Annotated in this window: 23 protein-coding genes; 19 read left to right on the plus strand and 4 right to left on the minus strand. The window is 65.9% G+C overall.

Annotation, left to right across the window (positions count from 1 at the left end; genetic code table 11):
• Nucleotides 1-35: 35 nt before the first annotated feature.
• Nucleotides 36-875: an SDR family NAD(P)-dependent oxidoreductase gene (locus OSH10_RS04450; protein ID WP_266330402.1), complete on the minus strand. Its 840-nt coding sequence runs from the start codon at nt 873-875 to the stop codon at nt 36-38.
• A gap of 174 nt (nt 876-1049) precedes the next feature.
• On the opposite strand from OSH10_RS04450, the gene OSH10_RS04455 reads away from it, so the two are divergent.
• From OSH10_RS04455 to OSH10_RS04510, 12 genes are all read left to right on the plus strand, one after another.
• Nucleotides 1050-2063: a BMP family ABC transporter substrate-binding protein gene (locus OSH10_RS04455; RefSeq protein WP_266330403.1), complete on the plus strand. Its 1014-nt coding sequence runs from the start codon at nt 1050-1052 to the stop codon at nt 2061-2063.
• Nucleotides 2064-2081: 18 nt separating this feature from the next.
• On the plus strand, nt 2082-3626 hold the full coding sequence (locus OSH10_RS04460) for an ABC transporter ATP-binding protein (RefSeq protein ID WP_266330404.1): 1545 nt from the start codon (nt 2082-2084) through the stop codon (nt 3624-3626).
• A complete protein-coding gene (locus tag OSH10_RS04465) occupies nt 3623-4651 on the plus strand; it encodes an ABC transporter permease (protein ID WP_266330405.1) in 1029 nt (342 codons plus the stop codon). Before OSH10_RS04460 ends, OSH10_RS04465 begins: the two co-directional genes overlap by 4 nt.
• Nucleotides 4648-5577 carry an ABC transporter permease gene (locus OSH10_RS04470; RefSeq protein WP_266330406.1) on the plus strand — a complete coding sequence of 310 codons (930 nt, stop codon included), beginning with the start codon at nt 4648-4650 and terminating at the stop codon, nt 5575-5577. The genes OSH10_RS04465 and OSH10_RS04470 overlap by 4 nt, the downstream gene beginning before the upstream one ends.
• A 28-nt stretch (nt 5578-5605) precedes the next feature.
• Entirely contained in the window at nt 5606-6559 is a 954-nt protein-coding gene (locus OSH10_RS04475) for a nucleoside hydrolase (protein WP_266330408.1), read from the plus strand.
• A 167-nt stretch (nt 6560-6726) separates the two neighbouring features.
• Nucleotides 6727-8703, plus strand: a complete 1977-nt coding sequence (locus OSH10_RS04480; RefSeq protein ID WP_266330409.1) for a BCCT family transporter — start codon at nt 6727-6729, stop codon at nt 8701-8703.
• A gap of 508 nt (nt 8704-9211) precedes the next feature.
• On the plus strand, nt 9212-10075 hold the full coding sequence (locus OSH10_RS04485; RefSeq protein WP_266330410.1) for an amidohydrolase family protein: 864 nt from the start codon (nt 9212-9214) through the stop codon (nt 10073-10075).
• Nucleotides 10072-11598, plus strand: a complete 1527-nt coding sequence (locus OSH10_RS04490) for a sugar ABC transporter ATP-binding protein (protein WP_266330411.1) — start codon at nt 10072-10074, stop codon at nt 11596-11598. Before OSH10_RS04485 ends, OSH10_RS04490 begins: the two co-directional genes overlap by 4 nt.
• Nucleotides 11595-12581: an ABC transporter permease gene (locus OSH10_RS04495; RefSeq protein ID WP_266330412.1), complete on the plus strand. Its 987-nt coding sequence runs from the start codon at nt 11595-11597 to the stop codon at nt 12579-12581. Before OSH10_RS04490 ends, OSH10_RS04495 begins: the two co-directional genes overlap by 4 nt.
• Nucleotides 12578-13597 carry an ABC transporter permease gene (locus OSH10_RS04500; RefSeq protein WP_266330413.1) on the plus strand — a complete coding sequence of 340 codons (1020 nt, stop codon included), beginning with the start codon at nt 12578-12580 and terminating at the stop codon, nt 13595-13597. Before OSH10_RS04495 ends, OSH10_RS04500 begins: the two co-directional genes overlap by 4 nt.
• 39 nt (nt 13598-13636) lie before the next feature.
• Complete coding sequence (locus OSH10_RS04505; RefSeq protein ID WP_266330414.1) at nt 13637-14638, plus strand: substrate-binding domain-containing protein; 1002 nt, start codon at nt 13637-13639, stop codon at nt 14636-14638.
• A gap of 118 nt (nt 14639-14756) precedes the next feature.
• Nucleotides 14757-15506: an SDR family NAD(P)-dependent oxidoreductase gene (locus OSH10_RS04510; RefSeq protein WP_266330415.1), complete on the plus strand. Its 750-nt coding sequence runs from the start codon at nt 14757-14759 to the stop codon at nt 15504-15506.
• Here OSH10_RS04510 and OSH10_RS04515 read toward each other — a convergent pair.
• On the minus strand, nt 15500-15919 hold the full coding sequence (locus OSH10_RS04515) for a winged helix-turn-helix transcriptional regulator (RefSeq protein ID WP_266330417.1): 420 nt from the start codon (nt 15917-15919) through the stop codon (nt 15500-15502). The two genes, OSH10_RS04510 and OSH10_RS04515, sit on opposite strands and share 7 nt — an antisense overlap.
• Nucleotides 15920-15966: 47 nt before the next feature.
• Between OSH10_RS04515 and OSH10_RS04520 the strand changes: the two genes are divergently transcribed.
• Both OSH10_RS04520 and OSH10_RS04525 read left to right on the plus strand, forming a co-directional pair.
• Nucleotides 15967-16293: a nuclear transport factor 2 family protein gene (locus OSH10_RS04520; protein WP_266330418.1), complete on the plus strand. Its 327-nt coding sequence runs from the start codon at nt 15967-15969 to the stop codon at nt 16291-16293.
• The gene (locus OSH10_RS04525; RefSeq protein WP_266330419.1) at nt 16293-17069 is read left to right on the plus strand and encodes an SDR family oxidoreductase; all 777 of its coding nucleotides are present in this window, start codon (nt 16293-16295) and stop codon (nt 17067-17069) included. Before OSH10_RS04520 ends, OSH10_RS04525 begins: the two co-directional genes overlap by 1 nt.
• 81 nt (nt 17070-17150) lie before the next feature.
• Here OSH10_RS04525 and OSH10_RS04530 read toward each other — a convergent pair whose 3' ends face one another.
• Nucleotides 17151-18176: an aldo/keto reductase gene (locus OSH10_RS04530; protein ID WP_266330420.1), complete on the minus strand. Its 1026-nt coding sequence runs from the start codon at nt 18174-18176 to the stop codon at nt 17151-17153.
• Between the two features lie 301 nt (nt 18177-18477).
• Between OSH10_RS04530 and OSH10_RS04535 the strand changes: the two genes are divergently transcribed.
• The gene (locus OSH10_RS04535; RefSeq protein WP_266330421.1) at nt 18478-19515 is read left to right on the plus strand and encodes a LacI family DNA-binding transcriptional regulator; all 1038 of its coding nucleotides are present in this window, start codon (nt 18478-18480) and stop codon (nt 19513-19515) included.
• Here the strand turns inward: OSH10_RS04535 and OSH10_RS04540 are convergent.
• Nucleotides 19512-22379: an FAD-binding and (Fe-S)-binding domain-containing protein gene (locus OSH10_RS04540; RefSeq protein WP_266330422.1), complete on the minus strand. Its 2868-nt coding sequence runs from the start codon at nt 22377-22379 to the stop codon at nt 19512-19514. The two genes, OSH10_RS04535 and OSH10_RS04540, sit on opposite strands and share 4 nt — an antisense overlap.
• Before the next feature lie 60 nt (nt 22380-22439).
• Here OSH10_RS04540 and OSH10_RS04545 point away from each other — a divergent pair, with 60 nt between their 5' ends.
• From OSH10_RS04545 to OSH10_RS04560, 4 genes are all read left to right on the plus strand, one after another.
• Nucleotides 22440-23360, plus strand: a complete 921-nt coding sequence (locus OSH10_RS04545) for a LysR family transcriptional regulator (protein ID WP_266330423.1) — start codon at nt 22440-22442, stop codon at nt 23358-23360.
• A 195-nt stretch (nt 23361-23555) separates the two neighbouring features.
• Nucleotides 23556-24749, plus strand: coding sequence for an amidohydrolase family protein (locus tag OSH10_RS04550; RefSeq protein WP_266330424.1), 1194 nt, complete (start codon nt 23556-23558; stop codon nt 24747-24749).
• A 94-nt stretch (nt 24750-24843) separates the two neighbouring features.
• A complete protein-coding gene (locus OSH10_RS04555) occupies nt 24844-25428 on the plus strand; it encodes an amino acid synthesis family protein (protein ID WP_266330425.1) in 585 nt (194 codons plus the stop codon).
• Nucleotides 25425-25991 (plus strand): amino acid synthesis family protein, encoded by a 567-nt coding sequence (locus tag OSH10_RS04560; RefSeq protein WP_266330426.1) that lies wholly within the window; start codon nt 25425-25427, stop codon nt 25989-25991. Before OSH10_RS04555 ends, OSH10_RS04560 begins: the two co-directional genes overlap by 4 nt.
• Nucleotides 25992-26113 lie beyond the last annotated feature (122 nt).

A 26113-nucleotide genomic window follows, 5' to 3' on the forward strand; every position in this document is an offset into this window, starting at 1 on the left:
GCTTCTCGACGAGTTCGTCTCTGTCGAGCAGACGTTCAATACGGCGTCTCGCCCGCATCCGCGTTGACGGCCTGGCCGCGGACCAGCATGGCGTCGTCGCCGAGCAGGAAGGAGGTGACGCGCGCCACCTCCACCGGCTGCAGATGGCGCACCAACTGCGCCGACAGCATCTTGTCGAAGATATCAGGCGCCGGCTCGGCGGTGAATTCCGAATAGGCTTCCGACACTTCCTTCAGCATCGGCGTCGCCACGCCGCCCGGGCAGACGCAATTGACGTTGATGTCATAGGGAGCCAGCGCCTCGGACAGCATGCGCGTCATCGAGATCATGCCGGCCTTGGAAGCGCTGTAGGCGAGCGACTCGACATGGCCCTTCTTGCCGGCTTCCGAAGCGATCGAGACGATGGCGCCCTGGATGTCATGTTCAATCATGTGGGCCGCGACCAGCCGCGAAATGTCATAGGCGCCGAACAGATTAATCTCGAACTGCTCCTGCCAGTCGGCGCGCGAGATCGCCAGCGGGTCGGAATGCAGCACGATGGCCGCGCAATTGACCAGGCCGTCGACGCGGCCGAGCAGGTCGATCGCCTTGGCGACGCCATCCGCGACCGAAGCTTCCGAGGCGACGTCCATGGCGATGCCGAAGCAGCCGCCGGCCGCGCCGCCCAGCGTCTCGACCGTGGCGTCGACCGTTTCCTGGCGGAGATCGGCGATGACGACGCGCGCTTCCTGCGCGATCAGCAGTTCCGCGATCGCCTTGCCGATGCCGCCCGATCCGCCGGTGACGATGAAGCCCTTGCCGGCATGCACGGGAAACACCCGGCTCTTGCGCAGCGGGAGAGCCTTTTCGGGGCGGTGGGTGACGTATTTCGACATCGAGAATCCAATCATCGGCAGGGGCGGGGCAACCCGTACACAGGGCAAGTCACTGGACGCGCAAGGGTATCGGCTGCGTCCAGAATAGGCATGATCGATATGCGGTCAATCGCAGTTGTGGCGCCATCAACGAGTCGATATCTTCGCGGCCATTCCACATGCAGGAGATTGCAGATGAGGCTTCGGGGGCTTTTGGCTGGCGCGGCTGCGCTGATGGCGGTGACGACGGCGCAGGCGCAGGATGCCAAGCCGCTGGTCGTCTTCGTCTCGCCCAATCCGGTCGGCGTGAACGACTTCCTGAAGCTCGCCAAGGCCGGCACGGAAAAGGCGGCGGAAGCCGCCGGCGCGACCGCCAAGATCTATGAGAGCACGGACCCGACCACGATCCGCCAGAACCTCGACGCCGCCGCCAAGGAAGGCGCCAAGGTGGTGATCGCCGTCGGCTTCGAGTTCAACGACGTGCTGCCGGAAGTCGCCAAGGCCTATCCGGACACCAAGTTCCTTCTGGTCGACAGCTGCCCGCAGACCCCGGTCGCCAACATCCATTGCTCGGTGTTCCGCGAATATGAGGCCGTTTTCCTGGCCGGCGCCGAGGCGGCGCTGACCAGCGAGACCGGCAAGGTCGGCGCCATCGGCGCGCTCGATATCCCCTTCATCCATCGCTACACCGACCCCTTCAACGAGGGCGCCAAGCATGTGAAGCCGGAGATCGAGATCGCCCCGTCGCTCTGGATCGGCGGCAACAACCCGTTCTCGGATCCGGCCCGCGGCCAGCAGCGCGCCAGCGTCATGGTCTCCGACAATGTCGATCGTGTCATGGCGGCCGGCGCGGGCTCGAATGGCGGCATCTTCAAGGCCATGGAAGACCTGCCGGGCGCGGCCGCCTTCGGCGTCGACACCAACCAGTGCCCGCAGGCGCCGGGCCTGATCATGGACAATGTCCAGAAGCGCACCGACACCGTCATCGAGAAGGGTGTCGCTGGCCTGTTCAAGGGCGACCAGCCGGCCTTCGCCACCTACGGCCTCGCCGAGGGCGGCATGACGCTCACCAGCCTGGAGCCGGGCCTCAAGGAATCGGGCTGCCTGATCGCCAAGCTGCCGGACGTTGTCGCCAAGGTGAAGGCGCTGCGCGACGAGGTCGTTGCCGGAACGGTGAAGGTCGCCGATCCGATGCAGCTCGCCAAGTAAGGGCGGCCTGACCTCGGTATGTCGACGATCGAGCTCGAAGCCAGAAGCATCGTCAAGCGCTACGGGCCTCTCGTCGCCAATGACCACATCGACCTCTCCGTGCTCAGCGGAGAGGTTCACGCCGTGATGGGCGAGAACGGCGCCGGCAAGTCGACGCTGATGTCGATCCTCTACGGTATGCAGGCGCCCGATTCCGGGCAGATCTTTCTGCGCGGCGCCGAGATGCGCTATCGCTCGGCGCTGGATGCCATCGGCGCCGGCATGGGCATGGTCCACCAGGCGTTCAAGCTGTTCAATTCGCTGACCGTCTGGGAAAACGTCGTCTATGGCATGGAGCCGACCCGCTTCGGCTTCATCGACCGACGCGAGGCGGCCCGCCGCGTCGCGGCGCTGGCCGATCGATATCGCCTGCAGGTCGATCCGAATGCGGTCGTCGGCCAGCTTTCGGTCGGCGTGCGCCAGCGCGTCGAGATTCTGAAGGCGCTCTATCGCGATGCCCGCGTGCTGATCCTCGACGAGCCGACCGCCGTGCTGACGCCGCAGGAGCGCGACGGCCTGTTCGACATCATCCGCAATCTGACCGCCGACGACCGCACCATCCTGTTCGTCACCCACAAGCTGCATGAGGTGATGGCGATCACCGACCGCGTCACCGTGCTGCGCGACGGCAAGGTGGTCGATCGGATGGTGACTTCCGAGACTTCCGCGCGCGAGATCATCCGCGCCATGACGGGCCGCGCGGTCAACCTGACCGTCGAGAAGCGGCCGTCCGAACCGGGCGCCGTGGTGCTTGAGGCGCGCGGCCTTACCGTCGCCACCGATGGCGGCAAGCCGGTGGTCGACCGCGTCGATCTCGCAATCCGCGCGGGAGAAATCGTCGGCATTGCCGGCGTTGCCGGCAACGGCCAGACCGAACTGATCGAGGCGCTGACCGGCTTGCGCATCCCGGATGGCGGCAAGGTTGCCATAAACGGCGCCGACGTGACGGCGCTCGATGTCGAGCGCCACCGCGACGCCGGCCTCGCCTATATCCCGGAAGACCGCGCCACGACCGGCACGGCGCTGGCCGCCTCCGCCGCCGACAATCTGGCCATGGGATTCCAGCGCAAGCCGCCGCTTTCCAACGGCCGCCTGCTCGACGCCGGCGCCGTCACCGCGCATGCGAAAAAGCTGATCGATCGCTTTGGCGTCAAGATCGGGTCGGAGCAGCTCGCCGTCGGCACGCTGTCGGGCGGCAATCTGCAGAAGGTCGTCGTCGCGCGCGAGCTTTCGCATGCCGCGCCGCTTCTCATCGCCGAGCAGCCGACGCGCGGCGTCGATGTCGGCGCGATCGAATTCATTCACGCCCAGCTCGTCGCCGAGCGCGATCGCGGCGGCGCGGTGCTGCTGGTCTCCGCCGAGCTGACCGAGATCCTGGCACTTTCCGACCGCGTGCTGGTGATGTTCGACGGCCGCATCCTGGCCGAACTCCCGGCCGCCGAGGCGGACGAGGAAACGCTCGGCCTGCTGATGGCCGGCCGTGTCGGCGAGGCTCACCTGAGCGACGGAACGGAGGCCGCATGAGCGAGCGTAGTTTGCGGGCCCCAAGGTTGCCGCGTGTCCCGGCCGTGCCGCTGGCGATCGGCATCGGCATTCTGATCGGCGGACTGCTGGTGCTGGCTTCCGGCGGTGATCCGATCGCCGCCTATCGCGAGATCCTGATCGGGGCCCTGGCGCCGTCGAACTGGCCGAACACGCTCAACTGGGCCGTGCCCCTGGTCGGCATGACGCTGGTGGCCGCGCTGCCGCTGCGGGGGGGCATGGTCAATCTCGGCGGCGACGGCCAGCTGGTCATTGGCGGCCTCGCCGCGGCGATGGCCGCGCTCTATCTGCCGCTGCCCGGTCCGCTGCTGATCGCGGCCTCCATCCTCTGCGCCATGGTCGCTTCGGGCCTCTACGCGTCGCTCGCCGCCTGGGGCGAGACGCGCTTCGGCATCCCGATGCTGATCTCGACCCTGCTGCTCTCCTATCCCGCGATCGGCATCGCCTCCTATCTCGTCGGCTTCCCGCTGCGCGACATGGCGACGGGCCTCGCCCAGACCCGGATGATCCCCGACGCGGCAAGGCTGCCGGTCATCTCCGGCCCGCTCAACATCGGCCTGATCCTGATGGCGATCGTCGCCGTCGCCGTCGTCTTCTATGACCGTCGCACGGTGGGCGGCTATGAACTGCGCATGCGCGGGCTGAACGCCAAATTCGCCGGCTATGGCAGCGTGCGCCTCGCGGCGCAGCAGGTGCGCGTAATGTTTGCCAGTGGCGCCATCGCCGGCCTCGTCGGCGCCATCCTCGTGCTCGGCTCGCTCTATCGCTACCAGGACGGCGCGCTGCTGACCCCGGGCTACACCTGGTCCGGCCTGATGGCGGCGCTGCTCGCCGGTGGCGCACCGCTCGGCGCGATCTGCGCCGGCCTGTTTTTCGCGGGCCTGCAGACGGGCGGCTTCGCCATGCAGCGCGAGACCGCGATCCCGCGCGTGCTGACCATGATCCTGCAATCCGTCATCATCCTGTTCCTGGCGATCCGCCACGGCGTCGGCAGGAAGTCGTCATGAGCCTGATGAGCTTCATCACGCCGTCGCTGGTCAATTCGGCGGTTCAGTCGATCACGCCGATCCTGCTGGCGGCGCTCGCCGGCACGCTTTGCGGCCGGGTTGGCGTGTTCAACATGGCGATGGAAGGCCAGCTGCTGGTCGGCGCCTTCGCCGCCGTCGTCGGCTCCTACGCCACCGGCAGCGCGCTTGGCGGCGTGCTGTTTGCGATCGTCTTCACCGTGCTGTTCTCGCTGATCCTCGCCTATGGCGCGACGGTGTTCAAAGGCGACAGCGTCGTCATCTGCATCGGCATGAACCTGCTCGCGGCCGGGCTCACGGCCTATCTGCTGCGGCAGATGTTCGGCGTCTCGGGCACCTTCTCCAATCCGGGCATTGTCGGCCTGACCAGGATCCGCATCGACGCGATCAACACCATCCCCTGGATCGGCTGGATCTTCTCCCGCCAGACTGCGATCACGTGGCTCGCCTGGATCCTGACCGCCGCCGTAACGATCATGATGTTCCGCACCCCGCTGGGCCTGCGCCTGCGCGGCGTCGGTGAGGATGCGAGTGCCGCCGGCACCATGGGCATCGACGTGACGCGCTACCGCGTGGCTACCGTGCTGTTCGCCGGCGGCCTCACCGGCCTTGGCGGTGCGCAACTTTCGCTCGGCACGGTCAGCATCTTTTCCGAGGACATGAGCGCCGGCCGCGGCTGGATCGCCGTCGTCGCCGTGATGCTCGGCCGCAATCATCCGCTCTGGGCGGCGCTCGCCTGCGTGCTGTTCGGCGTCGCCGATGCGCTGTCGGTCCGCCTGCAGAGCCAGGGCCTGCCCAACCAGCTGACCGATGTCGTGCCCTATGTCGTGACGCTGCTGGCGCTCGCGCTCAGCCATCGCAAGCGGCTGAAGCGCCGCGCGGCCGAGACGATCACCGCGCACGCCTGACCCATTCTACCCTCCAAGGAACTTCGCCATGACCGAAACCTGCCGCATGATCCTCGACGTCGACACCGGCGTCGACGACGCCATGGCGATCTTCTATGCCGTCCGCCGCCCGGGCATTCAGCTGGAGGCGCTGACCACCACCTTCGGCAACACCGACACGGTGATCGCGACCGAGAACACGCTGAAGATCCTGGAACTGCTCGGCCGTCCGGAGATCCCGGTGGCGCAGGGCGTCGGCCGCTCGCTGATACGCCCCTACAAGCGCATGGCCGACCATATCCATGGCTCCAACGCGCTGGGCGACGTCGAATTGCCGGCGCCGAAGATCAAGGCAACCGACGAGCACGCGATCGATTTGATGATCCGCGTCATCAAGGAGAACCCCGGCGAGATCACGCTCTGCCCGGTCGGCCCGATCACCAATGTCGCGCTCGCCATCACCAAGGCGCCCGAAATCGCCAAGCTGGTGAAGGAGATCGTCGTCATGGGTTCGACGATCCTGCATCCGGGCATCCATGGCCCGATCGCGCCGATGGTCGATGCCAATTTCGCCAATGATCCGGAAGCCGCCCACATCGTGCTGCAGGCCGGCGCCAACGTCACGCTGGTCGGCATGGACGTCACCATGACGACGCTGCTCTCGACCGACATGATGGACGAGATCACCCGCGAGGGCGATCACGCGGCGCAGACGCTGATGAAGATCACGTCCTTCTATGTCGATGCCTACAAGACGATGTATCCGGGCATCCAGGGCTGCGGCCTGCACGATCCGCTGGCGGTCGCCGTCGCCGAGGATCCGACCCTGGTCGGCCTCGAGCGCATGTATGTCGACATCGAGCTGAACGGCGAGCTGACGCGCGGCTCGACGGTCGCCGATCGCCGCCGCACGGCGATCCCGTTCCACAACGCCAACGTCGCCATGACCGTCGACCGCCCCCGCTTCGAGGCCGAGTTCATGGCGCTGATGAAGGGGCGCTGAGGGTCTCTCTATCGCGTTTCCCGCGGAAATCCGGGTGGATTGCGGTTCCTTTTTGGAAGGCATCGCGACCATCGCTGACCAGGTCTCCCGGGATCTTTTGATTTATCGCGAGCGCGGCTTGGTCTAATCTGGGTTGCACAAGTTCGCAGCAATCCGGAGGCGCGCGCGTGCCGAAATTTGTCATCAATACGCCAGTATTCTTCGGATCTACGACGATTATCGCTCTGTTCGTTTGTGTCGGGGTTGTCTTCCCCCAGCAGGCTGACGAGATTTTCAGCGGCATGCAGGCCGCCATATTGTCCGGGTTTGGCTGGCTCTACCTTCTGGCGGTCGGAATTTTTCTGATCGCCATGATTCTGCTTTCCTTCAGCCGGTTTGGCGATCTGAAATTGGGGCCGGACGATTCCGAGCCCGATTTCCGCTTTCTCTCCTGGTTGTCGATGCTGTTCGCGGCCGGCATGGGTATCGGCCTGATGTATTTTGCCGTTGGCGAGCCGATGACGCATTTCGCGGCGCCGCCGGAAGCCGTGCCGCTGTCGATCGCCGCGAAGCGCGAAGCCATGAGCGTCACCTTCTTCCACTGGGGGATTCACGCCTGGGCCATCTATGCGGTGGTCGGCCTTTCGCTCGCCTATTTCGGCTATCGCTACAATCTCCCGCTCACGATCCGGTCCGGTCTGTATCCGCTGCTGAAGGAGAGAATCCACGGTCCCATCGGCCATGCCGTGGACGTGTTCGCTGTTTGTGGAACCATGTTCGGACTGGCGACGTCGCTGGGCTTCGGCGTCCTGCAGATCAATGCCGGCTTGAACTACCTGCTCGGCGTGCCGGTATCGCTTTCCGTCCAGATCCTGCTTGTCGTCGGCGTCACGATGATCGCCACGGCCTCCGTCACCAGCGGGCTCGACAAGGGGGTCCGCATTCTGAGCGAACTCAATCTGTCGGTCGCCGTGCTCCTGATGCTGTTCGTGCTTCTCGTCGGCCCTACGGGAATGCTGATGCGCGACTTCGTGCAGAACATCGGGCTGTATCTCGACAGCATCGTGCTGCGCACCTTCAATATCTACGCCTATGAGCCGCGCCCCTGGATCGACAAGTGGACGCTGTTCTATTGGGCGTGGTGGATCTCCTGGTCGCCCTTCGTTGGCATGTTCATCGCGCGGATCTCGCGCGGACGAACCGTGCGTGAATTCGTGATCGCCGTCCTCTTCCTGCCGGCGGGCTTTACGTTCTTCTGGATGACGGTGTTTGGAAACACGGCGATCGAAATCGATTCCGGAGTGGCGGGCGGCGCCTTGGCCAAGGACGTGCAGGCGGATCTGTCCGTGGCGCTGTTCCAGTTCTTCCAGTATCTGCCATTCCCCGCCGTGACATCGGCCCTGGCCGTGATGCTGATCGTCATCTTCTTCGTCACGTCGGCCGATTCAGGTTCGCTCGTCATGGACACGATCGCGTCTGGCGGCCGTACCGACACGCCTTACCTCCAGCGCGTCTTCTGGTGCATGTTGAGCGGCATCGTCGCCGCCGTCCTGCTGGCCAGTGGCGGCCTGTCCGCGCTGCAATCCGCCACCATCGCAACGGCGCTCCCGTTCTCCATCGTCATGCTGGTTCTGGTCTGGTCGCTGTTCGTGGGCATGAAGGCCGACGTCGCAAACAGCCAGACCCGTGCCGCGACGGTTCCCCAGGCCTATCCCGCTTCGGGCATGGCCTGGCAGAAGCGGCTTGCGATGCTGCTGCGCGCGCCGGTTGCCCGGGACGTCGACCGGTTCCTGGAAACGGCGGTCAGCCCAGCGCTGCATGCCGTGGCGAAGGAGTTGCAGGCTCGCTCGCGAGCGGCGTCCGTGGAGTATGATCGCGAGACCGGAACCATCTCGCTGACAGCCCCGGCCGATGATGTCCGCAACTTCATCTACGGCGTGCGGCGGGCGGAGCACAAACTGCCGGCCTTCAACGCCTATGATGCGACGAAGGCCAATTATCGCTACGAGGCTCACACCTTCTTCGCGGATGGCAGCCGCGGCTACGACATCATGGGCAGATCGCAGGAGCAGATCATCCATGACGTTCTCGCGAAGTTCGAGCGATATGTCCTTCAATCGCAGTCCCCGGCGACCTCGCTGATGACCGCGGCGCCCGAGCACTGAGACCGTTCGCCGTCGGCCGCGCTTGCGGGTCGGATGAGGCGGCGTTCTCCCAACGATCGGCCGGATTGCGAGGCCGCCTCCGAGATCCGTCAGTCCGTCGACGGCAGGCGGGGCGGTGCCGCTTCGTCCTGACGCCGGCCGCTGCGGCCGTCTCTTCCGCTCGCGTGCCGCGGATCGCCGCGTGCGGTTCCCGAAACCGTTCGGGATGAGCATCGTTTCCACCTTGGCCCAGCTTGCCGTCGGAGTTCTGGCGGGGCGCTCTGTTGGCAAGAATTCAAGGAATATAAGGGGTTTCACGTTCTCCCGCTCAACCGGCTCCCCTTGAAAATCCGGTAGCAGCGGACGAATGCCGCTTGACGCGGGCAAGACGGCGTGTTGACGTTTACATGAGGAAAAGGCGCTGGGTGGAGGCGCCTTTGCGGCATTGAGGAATGCCGTGGATGGGAGGGAAGCGCATGCGCAAGGTCGGCGGAGCTATGGTCGTGGCAATCCGGGCGAGGGGCATCTGATGCCGCGCGGTCCGATCGTCGATACGCATCTGCATCTCTGGGATCCGAAGAAGCTTCGCTATGCCTGGCTCGACGGCAATCCCGTGCTCGACCAGGCCTATGGGCTCGACCGCTACGATGCGGCGACGGAAGGGCTCGACGTCGAGGCCATGGTGTTCCTGCAATGCGAGGTCGATCCCGCACAGTATGAGCAGGAGGCGGAATGGATCGCCGGCCTCGCCAAGGTTGATCCGCGCATAAAAGGCATGGTCGCCTGGGCGCCGCTCGAAAAGGGGCGCACCGTCGCCGCCGATGTCGAGCGGCTGGCCCGCCACGATATCCTGCGCGGCATCCGTCGCATCATCCAGTTCGAGCCGGATCTCGATTTCTGCCTGCGGCCCGATTTCATCGAGGGCGTGCGCACGCTTGCTGATTTCGGTCTCTCCTTCGACATCTGCGTCGATCATCGCCACATGGCGAATGTGCTGAAATTCGCCGCGCAGATACCGGAAGTGCCGATGATCCTCGATCACATCGGCAAGCCGGCGATCAAGGACGGCGTGATGGAGCCGTGGGCGAGCCAGATGCATCAGCTGGCCGAGCTGCCGCATGTCTCGTGCAAGATCTCCGGCGTCGCCACCGAGGCAGATCACGCCAACTGGACCGGGGACGAACTGAAGCGATACGTCCAGGTCGCCATCGACGCCTTCGGCTTCGACCGCGTGATGTTCGGCGGCGACTGGCCGGTCGCCGTGCAGGCGATCGAGTTCCGCCGCTGGGTGTCCATCCTCGACGACGTTCTCGCTTCCACTACCGACATCGAGCGTCAAAAATTCTGGCGCGACAATGCCGTCCGCTTCTATCGCCTGGAGACGGCTCGATGACAGGTTCTGCGCCGCTCGTCTCCGCGCGCGGCATTTCGAAATCCTTTGGCGGCGTCGAGGTTCTTCGGAACGTGGATCTCGACCTGATGCCGGGCGAAGTGCACGCTTTGCTGGGCGAGAACGGCGCCGGCAAGTCGACCTTCGCCAAGATCCTGGCCGGCGTGCACCGGCCGACGCGCGGCACGATCGAGCTCGGCGGCAAGCCGGTCGAGATCCAATCGCCGATCGCCGCGCAGCGCCTCGGCATCACGCTGATCCACCAGGAGCCGATCTCGTTTCCGGACCTGTCGGTGGCGGAAAACCTCGTCATCGGCCAGGTCGGCGGAAAGCCGCTCGGCCGCGTTCGCTGGGCGGAGCTTGCCAAGGAAGCCCGCCGGCTGATGAGCCTGCTGAATGTGCCGATCGACGTTACGGTGCCGATGCGCGGCCTGTCGATCGCCGACCAGCAGATGGTCGAGATCGCCCGCGCGCTCGCCTCCGACAGCCGGCTGATCATCATGGACGAGCCGACCGCCGCGCTGACGCCGAAGGAGGTCGAGACCCTGTTCACGATTGTCCGCCGGCTGCGCGAAGAGGGCCGGACGATCATCTTCATCTCGCATCGGCTGGAGGAAGTGCGCGCGATCTGCGATCGCGTCACGATCTTCCGCGATGGCGACAAGATCGAGACGGCGACGACGGCGAGCCTGACCGACGCCGACATCATCCGCCGCATGATCGGCCGCCCCGTGGCGGATTACCTGCATCGCGGTACCAGCCATGTCGGCGATGTCGCCCTTTCGGTGCGCGCGCTGACCCTGCCGGGCCGGTTCGAGAACATCTCTTTCGATATCCGCAAGGGCGAGATCGTCGGCCTCGGCGGGCTGGTCGGAGCTGGCCGCACCGATGTCGCCCGTGCCATATTCGGGGTCGCGCCGGCGACCTCCGGCGTGATCGAGATCGACGGCAAGCCGGTGACGATCAAGGAGCCGACCGACGCCATCGGGCTCGGCATCGCGCTGGTCTCGGAAGACCGCGCCATCGCCGGCATTTTCCGCTCGCTGTCGGTCGAGACCAACATCACCGCCGCCGTGCCGAAGCGGATCGCGCCCAAGGGCATCATCCGCCGGACGGTCGAGAAGGCGCTGGCGAAGGAATCGGTCGAGAAGCTGTCGATCCGGCTCGCTTCCGTGCGCCAGCCGATCGGCGAGCTTTCGGGCGGCAACCAGCAGAAGGCGATCCTCGCGCGCTGGCTGCTGGCCGAGCCGGACATCCTAATCCTCGACGAGCCGACGCGCGGCATCGACATCGGCGTCAAGGCCGAGTTCTACGACATGATCGGCGAACTCGCCGCCGGTGGTCGCGCGATCCTGTTGATTTCCTCCGAATTGCCCGAGTTGCTCGCCTTGTCCGACCGCATCCTCGTCATGTCCGAAGGCAAGCTGACGGCTGATATTCCGCGCGCCGAGGCGAGCCAGGAAACGATCATGCACGCCGCCGTGCCGCGTTCCGGCCGCCATACGGTCTCGGGAGCGGCGGCATGAACCAAGTCTCCCGCCTGTTCCGCGCCCGCGAGGCCGGCATTTTCGTCATGCTCGTGCTGTTCGTGGCTGTGGTCAGCCTGATCCAGCCGCGCTTCTTTTCAACCGAGACGCTGCGCATCGTGCTGCTCGCCGTGCCGCTGATCCTGGTCGCGGCGATGGGCCAGATGATGGTGCTGGTCGCCCGCCACGTCGACCTGTCGATCGGCTCGATCCTCGGCTTCTCGGCCATCGCCGCCGGCATGGTGTTTCGCGATCACCCCGAACTGCCGCTGTTCGTCGGCTTTGCCGTCGGCGTGCTGTCGGGGGCGGCGCTCGGCTTCGTCAACGGCCTGGTCGTGACGGTATTCAAGCTGCCCTCGATCATCGTCACGCTCGGCACGCTCAGCCTCTATCGCGGCCTGCTGTTCATCCTGTCGGGCTCGAAGCAGATCGACCCGAACGACATTCCCGAGCCGCTGATCCGCATGGCGCAGACCTCGCCGATCGACATTCCGTGGATCGTGATCATCGCCTTTGGCGTCGCCTTCGCCACTTGGCTCTTCCTGACCTACAGCCAGATCGGCCGCCAGATCTACGCGATCGGCTCCAATCCGGTGGCAGCGCCCCTGCGCGGCATCCGCGTCATGCCGGTGACCATCCTCGTCTTCACGCTCTCGGGCGCGCTGGCGGGCCTCGCCGGCCTGATCTACGCGGCGCGCTTCGGCTATGTGAACCCGGGCATCACCGGCGTCGGCTTCGAATTCACCGTCATCGCGGCGGTGGTCATCGGCGGCGTCTCGATCAATGGCGGCGTCGGGTCGGTCGCCGGCACCGTGCTCGGCGTCCTGCTGCTCGGTTCGGTGCAGGTGGCGCTGCCGATCCTCGGCGTCTCCGGCTTCTGGCAGAACGCCATCTATGGAGGCATCATCCTGATCGCCCTCGTCATCGACCGCACCGTCCGCCAGGGCGGCCTGCGCGGCCTGCTTGCCCGAGGTGGCGCATGAACTCGATCGAGAAATCGCCGATTCCCGCCACCCCGCCCCGCGTGATCGTTCGCGAGGCTGCGGCCCCCCGCCCGCGCTGGCAGGTCTGGCTGATCCGGCCGGAAGTGGTGACGCTGCTGCTGCTGGTGATCGCGGCCATCGTCGCGACCCGGCTGTCGCCCTTCTTTGCCGATCTCGGCTTCATCCTGGAAAGCTCGACCTATTACATCGAGTTCGCGATCGTGGCGCTGGTCCTGACCATCGTCATCATCTCCGGCGAGATCGACCTGTCGCCCGCCGCGCAGATGGCGCTGTCCGCCTGCCTGTTCGGCACCGCCTTCAAGGCCGGCGCGCCGATCCCGGTCGCGATGGGCGTCAGCCTGCTGTCCGGCCTGGTCATGGGCGCCTTCAACGGCGTGCTTGTCACGGTGCTGCGGCTGCCCTCGATCATCGTCACCATCGGCACGTTGATTCTCTACCGCGGCCTGGCGCAGGTGCTGGCCGGCGACAAGTCGATCAGCGGCTTTCCGTCGTGGTTCGTCGGCATCGACTACCGCATGGTGGGCATCGTGCCGGTGCCGGTGCTGATTTTCATCGCCGCGTCGATCCTGCTCGGCCTGTTCCTCGGCATCACCATCTATGGCCGCCAGATCTACCAGATCGGCACCAGCGAGATCGCCGCCATCCATGCCGGCATCCGGGTCCGCCGCATCAAGATGGGCCTGTTCATCGCCTCGGGGCTGGTGAGTTCGATCGCAGGCCTGATGGTCGCCTCGCGCCTCGGCTCTGTCCGCTACGACCTCGCCACCGGTGGCGAACTGACCATGGTGCTGATCGTCATGCTGGGCGGCACCTACATCTTCGGCGGTCGCGGCTCGATCCTGGGAACGTTCCTGGCTGCCTGGCTGCTGGTCATCATCGCCACCGGCATGACCGTCGCCAACATTGCCATCAATGCGCAGCTCACCGTCATGGGCCTGCTGCTCATCGTCTCCATCATCGCCACCAACGCGATCTATGCCCGTAGCCAGCGCTGACGGGAAGCTAAACACAGCACGAACAGGGAGGAACTGAAAATGCTGAGAAGGAACCTGATGCTCGCCGTCGCACTCGGTGCGACGCTTCTCTCCGGCGCGGCCTATGCCGGCGACCCGGTCTCGATCGTCTACATCCCGAAGAACACGGGCAACCCGTACTTCGATTCGATCATCAAGGGCTTCGAGGACGGCTGCAAGACGCTCGGTTGCGAGTTCACCACCGTCGCTCCGGCCTCGGCCGAGGCCACCTCGCAGATCCCGTTCGTCACCGCGCAGATCCAGCGCGGCGTCAACGTCGTCGCCATCTCGCCCAACAGCCCGGATGCGCTGAACCAGGTGTTCGACCGCGCCCGCGCCAAGGGCACGATCATCCTGTCGGTCAATTCCGACATGCCGGGCAACGAGACGCACCGCGACGCCGCCATCCTGCCGGTCGATTTCACCAAGACCGGCCCGTCGCAGGTCGAACTGCTCGGCAAGCAGATCGGCTATGAGGGCGAGATCGCCATCCTCTCGGCCACCACCGACGCGCCCGACCAGAATGTCTGGATCGCAGCGATGAAGGATACGCTCGAGAAGGATCCGAAATATGCCAAGATGAAGCTGGTCACCATCGCTTACGGCGATGACGATCCGCAGAAGTCGACCACCGAGACCGAGGCCCTGCTCGCCAACTACCCGAACCTGAAGGGCATCATCTCGCCCACGACGGTCGGCGTTGCCGCCGCCGCCCAGGTCGTCGAGACGGCCAAGAAGGCCGACAAGGTCAAGGTCGTCGGCCTCGGCACGCCCAACCAGATGCGCCGCTTCATCGAGAACGGCACGGTCGAGGCGTTCCAGCTCTGGAGCCCCTACAATCAGGGGCTGCTCGCCGCCAACTTCGCCGTCGGCGTCAAGAACGGCACGATCAAGAACGAGGCAGGCACCGTCTTCGAAGTGCCGGGCCTCGGCAAGGTGACGGTCGAGAAGGACAGCGTGATCAAGACGCAGGCCGATCTCACCACCTTCGACAAGACCAATATCGCCGACTTCAACTTCTGATCCGTCGGTTCCGTTCGATGCCCGCGACGTGCTTCGGCCCGTCGCGGGCATTGTCATATCCACCTCTTCGCACCGGCGGCGAGCCCCTCGAGGCCCCGCCGTCGCAACGGAAGCCATCATGAACCACTATGATTTCAAGGACCGCGTCGCCATCGTCACCGGCGGCGGCCAGGGCATCGGCCGGACCGTCGCCGAGCGCATCCTCGCCTCGGGCGGCAAGGTCTCGATCTGGGACCGCGATTCCGCGCTGCTCGAGAAGACGATTGCCGAGATCGGCAGCGCGAATGTCGAGGGCCGCGCCGTCGACATCGGCGATCTGGCTTCGGTCGAGTCGGCGACGGCGGCGGTGATCGGCCATTTCGGCCAGATCGACATCCTGATCAACAATGCCGCCATCGTCGGCCCGAACGCCCCGACCTGGGAATATCCGCCGCAGGCTTTCAGCGACGTCGTCCATATCGGCCTGACCGGCACCTTCCATTGCTGCCGCGCCGTCGTCCCGCACATGATCGCGCGCAATTACGGCCGCATCGTCAATGTGAGCTCGGTCGCCGGCAAGGAAGGCAACCCGAACGCGGTCGCCTATTCCTCGACCAAGGCGGGCGTGCTGGCGCTGACGAAATCGCTCGGCAAGGAACTGGCGACGCAGAACATCTCGGTCAACGCCGTGACGCCGGCCGTGGCCAAGACGACCATGGCGCTGAGCCAGGCGCCGGAATTCCTCGCCTATATCCTGGCGAAGATCCCGCGCGGCAGAATGCTGGAGCTTTCGGAAGCCGCCTCGATGATCTGCTTCCTGTCGTCGGAGGAAAACTCCTTCACCACCGGCGCCACCTTCGACCTCTCGGGCGGCCGCGCCACCTATTGAGGCGATGGCTCCGCGACAGTCCCGGCGTCGGCCAGCCTTTCGCGGGCCGCCGCCCAGACGAGGATCGCATCGAGCGCCGGACAAAGCGCCTGGCCCCATTCGGTCAGGCGATACTCCACCTTGGGCGGCACCTGATGGTGGACGATGCGGCGAACCACGCCGTCGCTCTCCAGTTGCCGCAGCTGCTGGATGAGCATCTTCTGCGAGATGCCCGGCATGGCCCGCTCCAGCTCGGAGAAGCGGTGTTCCCTTCCGTCGAACAGATGGAACAGGATGAGCAGCTTCCAGCGCCCCTCCAGAATACCGAGCGTCGCCGCGACATCGGACGCCGCGGTCTGCGGCGTGTAGGGCGCGCCGCTGGCATCGACCTTACTTTTTGGTTCGTACCTTACTTTTTCGTCGGTTCTTGTCATTTTTGCAGCCTACTCGCATGTCTTGGCTTCATGCAACGGAGTGAGCCATGACCGACAAACTTCCCCATCCTGTCACCGCCTATTATTCGACCGCCGCCGCCCATGATTTCGAAGCGCTCGCCCATGGCTTCGCCGTTGACGGCGTGGTGCGCGACGAGGGCGCGGTCCGGACCGGACGCGCCGCCATCGCGACCTGGGCGGCCAACGCCTATGCGCAATACAAGCACGAAACCGAGGTGCTGGGGGCCCGCGAACAGGATGGCGTTCATGTCGTCTCGGTCCGGGTCCGTGGCGAGTTCCCGGGTTCGCCGGTGCAGCTGACGCAGCGCTTCGCCCTCGCGGGCGATGAGATCCGCTCGCTGGAAATCGGCTGATGGGGTCCGATTTTCACAGCAAGCGTGTCCTCGTCACCGGCGCCAGTCGCGGCATCGGCCGTGCGACGGCGCTCAAGTTTCGGGAAGGCGGCGCGACCGTGCTTGGCGTGGCGCGGACCGCCCCGGAAAGTGCCGACGACCGATTGATCTCGATCGCGGCCGACGTCGCCACGATCGAGGGCTGTGCCAGCGTCGCCGGGGCCGTGCTCTCGCGGCTGGGTGGCGTTGACATTGTCGTTCACGCGCTGGGCGGTTCGCACGCACCGGGCGGAGGCTTCGCCGCCCTGGACGAAGGCGAGTGGGCCAGGGAGATGAACCTCAACTTCTTTTCCGCCGTTCGCCTCGACCGCGCGCTGCTGCCTTCGATGCTGGAGCAGGGCTCCGGCGTGATCGTGCATGTGACGTCGATCCAGGCGCAATCGCCGGTGTTCGAATCGACGCTTGGATATGCCGCCGCCAAGGCCGCGCTGGCCAATTACAGCAAGGGCCTGTCCAAGGAGGTCAGCCCCAGGGGCGTTCGCGTCGTGCGGGTTTCGCCGGGCTGGACGGAAACCGAGTCGTCGGTGGCGCTGGTCGAGCGGCTTGCGGACAAGGCCGGGTCGGACTTTGACACCGCGCGCGCCGAGCTGATGAAGGCGATCGGCGGCATCCCGATCGGCCGACCCAACACGCCGACGGAAGTCGCCGAGCTGATCGCCTTTCTGGCCTCCGACCGCGCGGCGTCGATCACCGGGGCCGAATTCCGCATCGATGGCGGTTCGCTCCCCGTCGTCTAGGCGGTCGGGAAGCCCGGCGGGCGTTGCATCTTTCTGCCCCTCTCCCGTGGACGGGAGAGGGGGAATGCCGAGTCCCGAACCCTACGGCGTCGGCGCGTCGGCGCGGATCAGGCCTTCGTGCTTCAGCTCGGCCCAGAGATCGCCAGGGATATCGAGCCGGACATAGTCGAGATTGGTCGTTACCTGTTCCGGCTTGAACGCGCCGGGGATGACGGAAGTGACGGCCGGATGGTGCAGCGGGAACTGCAGCGCCGCGGCCGGCAGCGGCACGTTGTGGCGCTGGCAGACCTCGGCGATGCGGCGCGCCTTTTCCAGGATGTCCGGCGTCGGCTCGAAATAGTTGTACTTCGCGCCCGGCACCGGGCCCGTGGCATAGAGGCCGGACGAGAACACGCCGCCGATGATGATGCCGACTTTCCGCTCGACGCAGAGCGGCAGTTCCGTCGTCAACGTCTCCTGTTCGCCCAGCGTGTAGCGCAGCGCCAGCAGGAAGAAATCCATGTCGAACAGTTCGAGGAAGCGCGGGATCAGGCCGAGTTCGTTGATGCCGGCGCCGATGGCGCGGATGCGGCCGGCCGCCTTCAGATCGGCGAGCGCGCGAAAACCGCCATTGGCGAGCTGGGCGAAGCCCGCCTGCACCATGGGTTCCGAGCCGCGGTGCCACCAGTCGAGATCATGGATCACCAGCGTGTCGATGCGGTTCATGCCGAGGCGCTGGAGGCTGTCTTCATAGGCGCGCATGACGCCATCATAGCTGTAGTCGAAATAGTGATCGAAATGCAGGCCGCCGGACCAGAAGCCGGTATCGAACTGGTCCGGTTTCTGGATCGGCGCGCGCAGGATGCGGCCGACCTTGGTCGAGAGGATCAGCTCGTTGCGGTCCTGCTTGTAGAGGAAACGGCCGACGCGGTGCTCGCTCTGGCCCCGGCCATACCAGGGGGCGGTGTCGTAATAGCGCACGCCGGCGTCCCAGGCAGACTTCAGCGTCGCCTCCGCGTCACTGTCGGACACCTTGGTGAACAACTCGCCCAGCGGTGCCGCGCCGAAGCCGATCTGTGGCAGCATCACATCGGTGCGGCCGAGTTGCCGACGTTTGAATGGATCCATGTTTCCTCTCCCTTTCGCGACCTCGCCCAGGGACGCCGGCACTTTTACGGCGGTATCGGTCGGTCCGCAGGCATGCGTCTTCCGCCCCTGTTGGCGAGTTGATCCATAGAATGGCAGGACGATGTAAACGTCAACACAACTCTCCGGCAAGGTTTGGAAGTCCATCAATTCACATCAGAATGTGCGATAATCCTTGCTTGTGCATAGGCTCAATGGCAGCCTGCACGAATGAGGAAACGCGCATGCGATTGCCGGTCCATGCCCCTGATCCGCCAGAAGACAGGCTAGGGATGTAAACGTTATGTCAGGGAAGTTGCCGGGCGGCCGGCGTCAGCCGACCATTCACGAAGTGGCGGCCACGGCGGGCGTCTCGATTGGAACCGTGTCGCGTGTCGCCAGCGAAAGCCCGCGCGTCGCGCCGGAAACGCGGGCCCGCGTGCTGGCGGCGATGGCCGAGCTCGGCTACCAGCCGAATGCGGCGGCGCGCGCCATGCGCACCAACCAGACCATGACGATCGGCTTCCTGATCCCGGACATGACCAACCAGGTCTTCGCCCGCGTCGCGCAGGGCGCGGAGACCGTGCTGGCACCGGAGGGCTATATGCTGTTCGCCTTCTCGTCGAACCGCTCGCCGGCGCGCGAGATCGAATTCCTGCAGGCGGCCCGGCAGCGCCAGATGGACGGGCTGATCGTGACGCTCTCGGACGAGACGGCCACGGGCACGATCGAGGAAATCGCCCGCATGGGTGTGCCGGTCGTGGTGCTGGACCGCGAGATCCCGGTCGAGGCCGACGTCGTCTATAGCGAGCACATGCAGCCGATCGAGACCGTGGTCGAGCAGTTGCTGCAACTCGGCCACCGGCGCATCGGCCTGATCACCGCCTCGCACAATATCCGGCCCGGGCGCGACCGCGTTGTCGGCTTCAAGCGGGCGTTGGAAAAGGCCGGCGTGCCGATCGACGACTGGCTGATCCGCGCGCGGACCCAGAGCGCCGAACGCGGCATGGCGGAGACGCACGACCTGCTGACCGGACCCAATCCGCCGACCGCCATCCTCGCTGCCGGCAGCGACATCTTCTATGGCGCGCTCAAGGCGGTGCGGCTGCTCGGCCTGTCGATCCCGGACGATATCTCCTTCGTCGGGGCCGACGATGCGCTGCTGGGCGAACTGGTCTACCCCCCGATCACCGTGATCGATCGCGACATGGTCGAGGTCGGGCGTCAGGCGGCCGGGCTGCTTCTTGACCGCCTGAAGGGGCTTGATGGCCCGCCGCGCCGCATCATGCTCGGCAGCGACGTGCTGCTGCGTGGTTCGATCGCCGCGCCCAAGCGCCGCTAGCCGGTCTTCAGCCCGGCGGCGATGGCAGCCATCGGGTGCAGCGCCGTGGTTTCCGAAAGGCGCTCGACCTGGCAGCGGCACGAGAAGCCGCTGGCGAGCACCGCCGCTTCGCCCGCCAGCGCCGGCGCCCAGGAAGCGTCGAACAGGGTTCGGCTCACGGTCTGCTGGCGCTGCTCGTGCCCGAACAGGCCCGCCATGCCGCAACAGCCGGTCGGAGTTGGCCGCACCGGGAGGCCGAGCGCCGCGAACACTTCCTGCCATTGCCGGAGCGCCTGCGGCGCCGCAGAGGCCTCGGTGCAATGGACCATCAGCCTCGGCGCGCCCCCGGCGGCGAGAGCTTTCGGCCATGGATCACCGGCAGCGAGCCGCTGGCGCAGGAATTCCTGCACCAGCAGGATCTTCGGAACGGATGGCGCCACTTCGCGAAATTCGGCGCGGGTCATGAGCACGAAGGCGGGATCGACTCCGATCATCGGGCGGCCGGTCTTCTCAAGCTCCGTCAACGCGTCGATCTGCCGGGCGGCCAGCCGGGCGAAGCGCTTGCGCATGCCTTTGACATGCGCCGCCTTCGAGCCGGGCGGCAGGGTGACAAGGATGGGCCGGTAGCCGAGCGCCGCCAGCCCGTCGCATACCGCCCCGAGGGCCGCCGTATCGAAGGTCGCGGTAAAGGCATCCTCCAGCACCAGAACGGTCTTCTCGTCCGTGGCGACCGTCCCGATCTCCGTATGACGGGCTACCGGATGGCCAAGCTGGCGCAGGCCGCGCTCGGAGATCGCTGGCAGGTCGATGAGGCCGAGGGCGCGCGCCATGACGCCCGCCATGGGCATCAGCCGTCGTGCCAGTGGTCGCAGGGCGGCGAGCATCGGCGCCATGGCCTCGACGGCGACCGCCGCATGGTCGCGCAGCGGCCGGCGATTGTCATTGTGATAGGCGGCGAGAAACTGCGATTTCAGCGTGGGAACGCTGACATGCACCGGGCAGGCGCTGCCGCAGGCATTGCAGCCGAGGCAACTGTCGAGCGCTGCATAGGCGTCGCGGCCGATCGCGGGCAGGTCCGGGTCGTTGGCTTCCTGCGCCTGCCGCCATTTCCGCACGGCCTCGGCCCGGCCCTTCGGCGACTGGCGCAGATCGCGCGTCGCCTTGAAGGAGGGGCAGATCGGCACCGTCCTGCTGTAGGTGAGGCAGGACGCGTTGCCGTTGCAGTGAAACGCCTTCTCGAAGCCTGGGGCGTCGACGGCATTGCCCTGGCGAAATGGCAGATCGACGATGCCGATCGGGCGGCGAGAGACCGTGACCAGCTTGCCCGGATTGAAGCGCTCCAGCGGATCGAAGGCGTGCTTGATCCGCTGGAAGGCGGCATAGGCGACGGGTCCGACATAGTCGGGCAAATAGGCGCCGCGAATCCCCTTGCCGTGTTCGCCCCAGAAGATGCCGCCATGCCGCTTGCAGAGCGCGTAGACAGCATCGGAAATCGCCTGGAAGGTCGCCTGATCGGCTCGGTCGTCGAGATCGAGAGCCGGGCGGACATGCAGGCAGCCGACATCGATATGGCCGTAAATGCCATAGCGCAGGCCATGTCCTTTCAGGATCGCGTCGAATCCGTCGACAAACGCGACGAGGTTTTCGACCGGCACGACGCAATCCTCGACGAAGGCCACTGGGCGGCGGGCGCCCTCGCGCTTTCCGAGCAGGCCGACGGCGGCGGCGCGCGTCGACCAGAGCTTGGCGCTGTCGGCTTCGTCGCGGGCGCAATAGCTGCCGATGGCGCCGGGAAGCCGTGCCGCGTCGGCGATCAGGCGGGCGACCAAGTCCGCCAAGGCGTCTTCCGCCTCGCCGACGAACTCGACGAAGAGATAGGAAATCCGCGCCTCCGCATGCCCACGAAGCGCGACCGGCAGGCTGTCCATCAGGCCGGCGTCGCGGGCGAGCCGCTGCACCCAGTCGTCCATGATCTCGATCGCCAGCGGCGCGTGCGCGAGGATCGGCTCGCCGGCCGCCAGCGCGGCGGCGAAACTGTCGAAGGCGACCACGACGAGCCGCTTGTGCGCCGGTTTCGGCGTGAGCTTCAGGCGGATTTTCGTGACGAGGCCGAGCGTCCCCTCGGCGCCGAGCAGCAGCCGCCACCATTCGAGACGGTCCGGCGCCGGCCGCGCGCGTTCGAGGTCATAGCCGGTGAAGCGCCGCGAGATGCGCGGCGTGTTGTCGATCAACGCCTGCCGGCCCGCGTCGCAGGCATCGGCGATGTCGTCCAGCATGGACTGGGCCCAGGCGGGCGGTGGCTCGAGGCTGCGGATCGTCCGGCCGCCGCTTAGCGTCAGGTCGAGGCCCAGGACGTTGTCGCTGGTCTTGCCATAGATCCGCGAGCCCTTGCCCGAAGCATCGGTGCTGATCATGCCGCCGATGGTGCAGCGGTTCGAGGTCGAGGTGTTCGGCGCGAAGAACAGGCCGGTATGCGCAATCAGGCCGTTCAATTCGTCCAGCACGATGCCCGGCTCGACATCGACCCAGCCTTCGGCTGCGTTCAGTTCCAGGATCCCTGTCATGAAGCGCTGGAAATTGACGATGATGCCGCGATTGAGGCTCTGGCCATTGGTGCCGGTGCCGCCGCCCCGCGCCGTCACGGCGAGATGGCGGAACGCGGGACGGTCGGCGACGGCCATGAGTATCTCGACATCGGCAGCGCTTTTCGGCGCGACGATGATGTCGGGTTCGAGTTCGTAGACGCTGTTGTCGGTGGCCATCGCGGCCCGCGCCGCGTGGTCGGAGGCGACATCGCCGGCAAAGCCCGCCTCAACCAGCGCCGCGGCGAAGTTGGCGAGCTCGGCCGGGAGAGGGGCGGTCAATGGACGGACGGATTGGATCATGGCGAAGCCTTTCGAGCCTCCCTTGAACCACGCCTAGCCGCTTCGTAACATTGGAATGAAATGACAAAACATTCGAAAAAAACGAACATCGGCATCCGGCATTTCCGCGCTGCCGTGGCGCTCGCGCAGGAGCAATCCTTCACCCGCGCCGCCGACAGCCTCGGTATTGTCCCGTCGGCGCTTACCGAGACGATCAAGCAGCTGGAGGCGGATTGCGGCCTGCGCCTGTTCAATCGCGAGGCGCGGCCGGTGACGCCGACCGAGGCCGGCGAGGAATTTCTGGCCGGGGCGCGCCGGGTTCTCTCCGATTTCGAGATGGCGCTGGACGATCTTCGCCGGGTCGGCGGCATCGAGCGCGGCGCGGTCAAGGTGGCTGCCGCCCCGTCTGTGGTGCTGTTCCATCTCGCCCCGGCCCTCAGTGCCTTCCATGCCGCCCATCCGGCGATCGAGGTGACCGTCTATGACGACATCGCCGAACGGATCGGGGCGCTGGTGCTGGACCGGGTGGTGGATTTTGGCCTGGCCGAACGCTGGCACGAGACCGACCAGCTCGACTACGAGCCGTTCCATGTCGACCCTTTCGTGCTGGTCTGCCATCGCGATCACAAGCTGGCCGGGCGCGCCGAGGTCGACCTCGCCGAGATCCCGGCAGCCGACGTTATCGCGCTCGACGAGAGCACCGGCATCGGCAAGCGGATCGCCGCCGCGCCTGAAATCCCGCCCGAATTCCGGCGCGGCACGCTGCGCACGCATGGCACCATCGCGCAGCTCACGCTGATCTCGCAGGGCATGGGCGTGGCGCTGATGCCGAAGCTCGCGGCCTCGGTGATTCAAAGCCCGCAAATCCGCCATGTCGGCTTGCGCGATCTTTCTCTGAAGCGCACGCTTTGCATCATCACGCGATCGCGCAGGAGCCTGTCGCCGGCGGCGGAGCGGCTGCTTGCATGCCTGCGCCCGCTCGGATCGCTCGCCTCGCCCTGACGCGGCATTTCTGCCTCGAAACATGCGATTTCATGCCGGCTTTGTCTCTCGCTTTCCGTCCGTCGTCCTCCAAACGCAAAGCACGAAAGCGCTGTTGCTAATAGGGATTGCCTTATCATTATTGTTTGAACTCATATGAGTTTGCGTGTAGTTGACGAAGGGAGGCTTGACGATCTCGCGTTATGGAGAAGAGCGATGTCACACGATCCCGTCTCGGCGCTGCCGAAGGGCAAACTCGTCATCCGCAATATCGGCATGGTCCTTAGCGGCGCCATGGAAAACCCGATCCTCGACGCGGATACGGTTGTCGTCGTCGACGGCAGGATCGCGGCCATCGGTCGTCTGAAGGATGTCGACATCGACGACGCCAGCCAGGTCATTGACGCCAATCAGGCTGCGCTGGCTCCGGGGCTGATCGACAGCCACGTCCACCCCGTTGCCGGTGACTGGACGCCGCGCCAGAACCAGTTGGGCTGGATCGACAGCACCATGCATGGCGGCGTCACCACCATGATTTCCGCTGGTGAGGTGCATACGCCCGGCCGCCCGACCGATATCGTCGGCCTGAAGGCGCTGGCGATCGCCGCGCAGCGCACCTTCACCAATTTCCGTCCCGGTGGCGTCAAGATTCATGCCGGTGCTCCGATCATCGAGCAGGGCATGGTCGAGCAGGACTTCAAGGATCTGGCGGATGCTGGCGTGCGCCTGCTCGGCGAGATCGGCCTCGGCAGCGTCAAGGATGGCGAGACGGCCGGCAAGATGGTCGGCTGGGCGCGCAAATACGGCATCCAGTCGACGATCCACACGGGCGGCCCCTCGGTGCCGGGCTCGGGCCTGATCGGCGCCGACGTCGTGCTGGCGGCGGGCACCGATGTCGTCGGCCACATCAATGGTGGCCACACGGCCCTGCCGGATCTGGAAATCCGCTGCATCTGCGAAGGCTGCAAGGCCGGCCTCGAGATCGTCCACAACGGCAATGAGCGCGCCGCGCTCTATGCGCTGCGCATCGCGCGCGAAATGGGCGAGATGGAGCGCGTCATCCTCGGCACCGACGGCCCGGCCGGCTCCGGCGTCCAGCCGCTCGGCATCCTGCGCATGATCTCGCTGCTGTCGTCGCTGGGCGACGTGCCGGCGGAGATCGCGCTGTGCTTTGCCACCGGCAATACGGCACGCATGCGCAGCCTGGAAAGCGGGTTGATCGAAGTAGGCCGTCCCGCCGATTTCGTGTTCCTCGCCAAGGCGATGCACTCGGCCGGCCGCGATCTGCTCGACAGCATCCAGCTTGGCGATCTGCCCGGCGTCGGCATGGTCGTCATCGACGGCATCGTCCGCTCCGGCCGCAGCCGCAACACGCCGCCGGCCGAGCGCCTGCCCTTTGTCTGCACCTAGAGCTTTGGCCGGTCGCGTTTTCTTCACGCGAACCGGCACCCACATCGCTTGAAAACGCTCTGACGCTCTCGACTGACCCCTTCAGGAGATTGAAATGACCGACGTCGTCGTCCGGAAGTTCCTCATCCGCATCGAGGAGATTTTTCACGAGGGTGGACCCGTTTCCGCCAATCCGCCCCGCCGCGGCACGATCATGGCCGTGGTGAAGAACCCCTATGCCGGCCGTTATGTGGAAGACATCACCGGCTTCATGGAAGACCTGAAGCCGCTCGGCCTGGAAATGTCGACGCGCCTGCTCAATGCGCTCGGCGGCGACAAGTCGGTCATCGAAGGCTATGGCAAGGGTGCGATCGTCGGCGAGGGCGGTGAACTCGAGCATGGCGCGCTCTGGCACATGCCCGGCGGCCATGCGATGCGGGCGCTGCTCGGCGACGTCAAGGCGATCGTTCCCTCGGCCAAGAAGGTCGGCGGCGTCGGCGCCAATATCGACATCCCGATCACCCATATCCACGCCTCCTATGTCCGCAGCCATTTCGACGCCATCGAAGTGAATGTCCCGGACGCGCCGCGCGCCGACGAGATCGTGCTGATCCTGTCGATGACCACCGGTTCGCGCGTGCATGCCCGCGTCGGCGGTCTGGCCGTCTCTGACATCAAGGGCGAGGACGGCCTGCGATGACCGTCATCCGCAAGATCGTCACGACGCTGGAAGAGACGCTGATCGAGGGCGACGTCGTCCTGCCGCAGCCCTTCCGCAAGGTGTCGGCCGTCGCGGTCGTCTCGAATTCAGCCTCGGGCCGCTATGTCGAGGATCTGAGCGAACTGATGGATCTGGGCGAGCAACTCGGCGACATCCTGCCCCGGCGGGCCGTGGCGCTTCTGGGCATTCCCGGCGACCAGGTCGAGAGCTTCGGCAAGGCGGTGATCGTCGGTGCAGAGGGCGAATTCGAGCATGCGGCGGCGATCATGCACCCGAAGCTCGGCGCTCCGTTCCGCGCGGTGCTGGGCAAGGGCGACGCGCTGATCCCGTCGGCGAAGAAGCGCGCCAATATCGGCGCCGTCATCGACGTCCCGCTCGGCCACAAGGACCACGCGCGCGTGCGCAGCCACTTTGATGCCATGGAAGTCCGCATTCCGGATGCTCCCAAGAAGCACGAGATGGTCGTCGCGATCGCCGTCACCGATTCCGGCCGGCCGCTGGCCCGCGTCGGCGGCATGCGCAAGGAAGACATCGGCCAGTAAGGTCCGATATCGCTCCCAAACGAGAAAGGCCGCTGTTTCGACAGCGGCCTTTCTCGTTTCTGACGCCCTCGGATCTGTCCGCAGCTCGTTTAGACCCTCGCCCTCGCCCGCTGGCGGGAGAG

Source organism: Kaistia defluvii (assembly GCF_026343955.1).
Lineage (GTDB): Bacteria > Pseudomonadota > Alphaproteobacteria > Rhizobiales > Kaistiaceae > Kaistia > Kaistia defluvii.

What these genes read in the sequence shown, in the direction of transcription:
- OSH10_RS04545 (WP_266330423.1), top strand. Translation starts at nt 22,440, where the DNA reads ATGACAAAACATTCGAAAAAAACGAACATCGGCATCCGGCATTTCCGC.
- OSH10_RS04450 (WP_266330402.1), bottom strand. Translation starts at nt 875, where the DNA reads ATGTCGAAATACGTCACCCACCGCCCCGAAAAGGCTCTCCCGCTGCGC.
- OSH10_RS04525 (WP_266330419.1), top strand. Translation starts at nt 16,293, where the DNA reads ATGGGGTCCGATTTTCACAGCAAGCGTGTCCTCGTCACCGGCGCCAGT.
- OSH10_RS04560 (WP_266330426.1), top strand. Translation starts at nt 25,425, where the DNA reads ATGACCGTCATCCGCAAGATCGTCACGACGCTGGAAGAGACGCTGATC.
- OSH10_RS04460 (WP_266330404.1), top strand. Translation starts at nt 2,082, where the DNA reads ATGTCGACGATCGAGCTCGAAGCCAGAAGCATCGTCAAGCGCTACGGG.
- OSH10_RS04515 (WP_266330417.1), bottom strand. Translation starts at nt 15,919, where the DNA reads ATGACAAGAACCGACGAAAAAGTAAGGTACGAACCAAAAAGTAAGGTC.
- OSH10_RS04500 (WP_266330413.1), top strand. Translation starts at nt 12,578, where the DNA reads ATGAACTCGATCGAGAAATCGCCGATTCCCGCCACCCCGCCCCGCGTG.
- OSH10_RS04490 (WP_266330411.1), top strand. Translation starts at nt 10,072, where the DNA reads ATGACAGGTTCTGCGCCGCTCGTCTCCGCGCGCGGCATTTCGAAATCC.
- OSH10_RS04535 (WP_266330421.1), top strand. Translation starts at nt 18,478, where the DNA reads ATGTCAGGGAAGTTGCCGGGCGGCCGGCGTCAGCCGACCATTCACGAA.
- OSH10_RS04540 (WP_266330422.1), bottom strand. Translation starts at nt 22,379, where the DNA reads ATGATCCAATCCGTCCGTCCATTGACCGCCCCTCTCCCGGCCGAGCTC.
- OSH10_RS04465 (WP_266330405.1), top strand. Translation starts at nt 3,623, where the DNA reads ATGAGCGAGCGTAGTTTGCGGGCCCCAAGGTTGCCGCGTGTCCCGGCC.
- OSH10_RS04505 (WP_266330414.1), top strand. Translation starts at nt 13,637, where the DNA reads ATGCTGAGAAGGAACCTGATGCTCGCCGTCGCACTCGGTGCGACGCTT.
- OSH10_RS04495 (WP_266330412.1), top strand. Translation starts at nt 11,595, where the DNA reads ATGAACCAAGTCTCCCGCCTGTTCCGCGCCCGCGAGGCCGGCATTTTC.
- OSH10_RS04555 (WP_266330425.1), top strand. Translation starts at nt 24,844, where the DNA reads ATGACCGACGTCGTCGTCCGGAAGTTCCTCATCCGCATCGAGGAGATT.
- OSH10_RS04470 (WP_266330406.1), top strand. Translation starts at nt 4,648, where the DNA reads ATGAGCCTGATGAGCTTCATCACGCCGTCGCTGGTCAATTCGGCGGTT.
- OSH10_RS04550 (WP_266330424.1), top strand. Translation starts at nt 23,556, where the DNA reads ATGTCACACGATCCCGTCTCGGCGCTGCCGAAGGGCAAACTCGTCATC.
- OSH10_RS04510 (WP_266330415.1), top strand. Translation starts at nt 14,757, where the DNA reads ATGAACCACTATGATTTCAAGGACCGCGTCGCCATCGTCACCGGCGGC.
- OSH10_RS04475 (WP_266330408.1), top strand. Translation starts at nt 5,606, where the DNA reads ATGACCGAAACCTGCCGCATGATCCTCGACGTCGACACCGGCGTCGAC.
- OSH10_RS04520 (WP_266330418.1), top strand. Translation starts at nt 15,967, where the DNA reads ATGACCGACAAACTTCCCCATCCTGTCACCGCCTATTATTCGACCGCC.
- OSH10_RS04485 (WP_266330410.1), top strand. Translation starts at nt 9,212, where the DNA reads ATGCCGCGCGGTCCGATCGTCGATACGCATCTGCATCTCTGGGATCCG.
- OSH10_RS04530 (WP_266330420.1), bottom strand. Translation starts at nt 18,176, where the DNA reads ATGGATCCATTCAAACGTCGGCAACTCGGCCGCACCGATGTGATGCTG.
- OSH10_RS04455 (WP_266330403.1), top strand. Translation starts at nt 1,050, where the DNA reads ATGAGGCTTCGGGGGCTTTTGGCTGGCGCGGCTGCGCTGATGGCGGTG.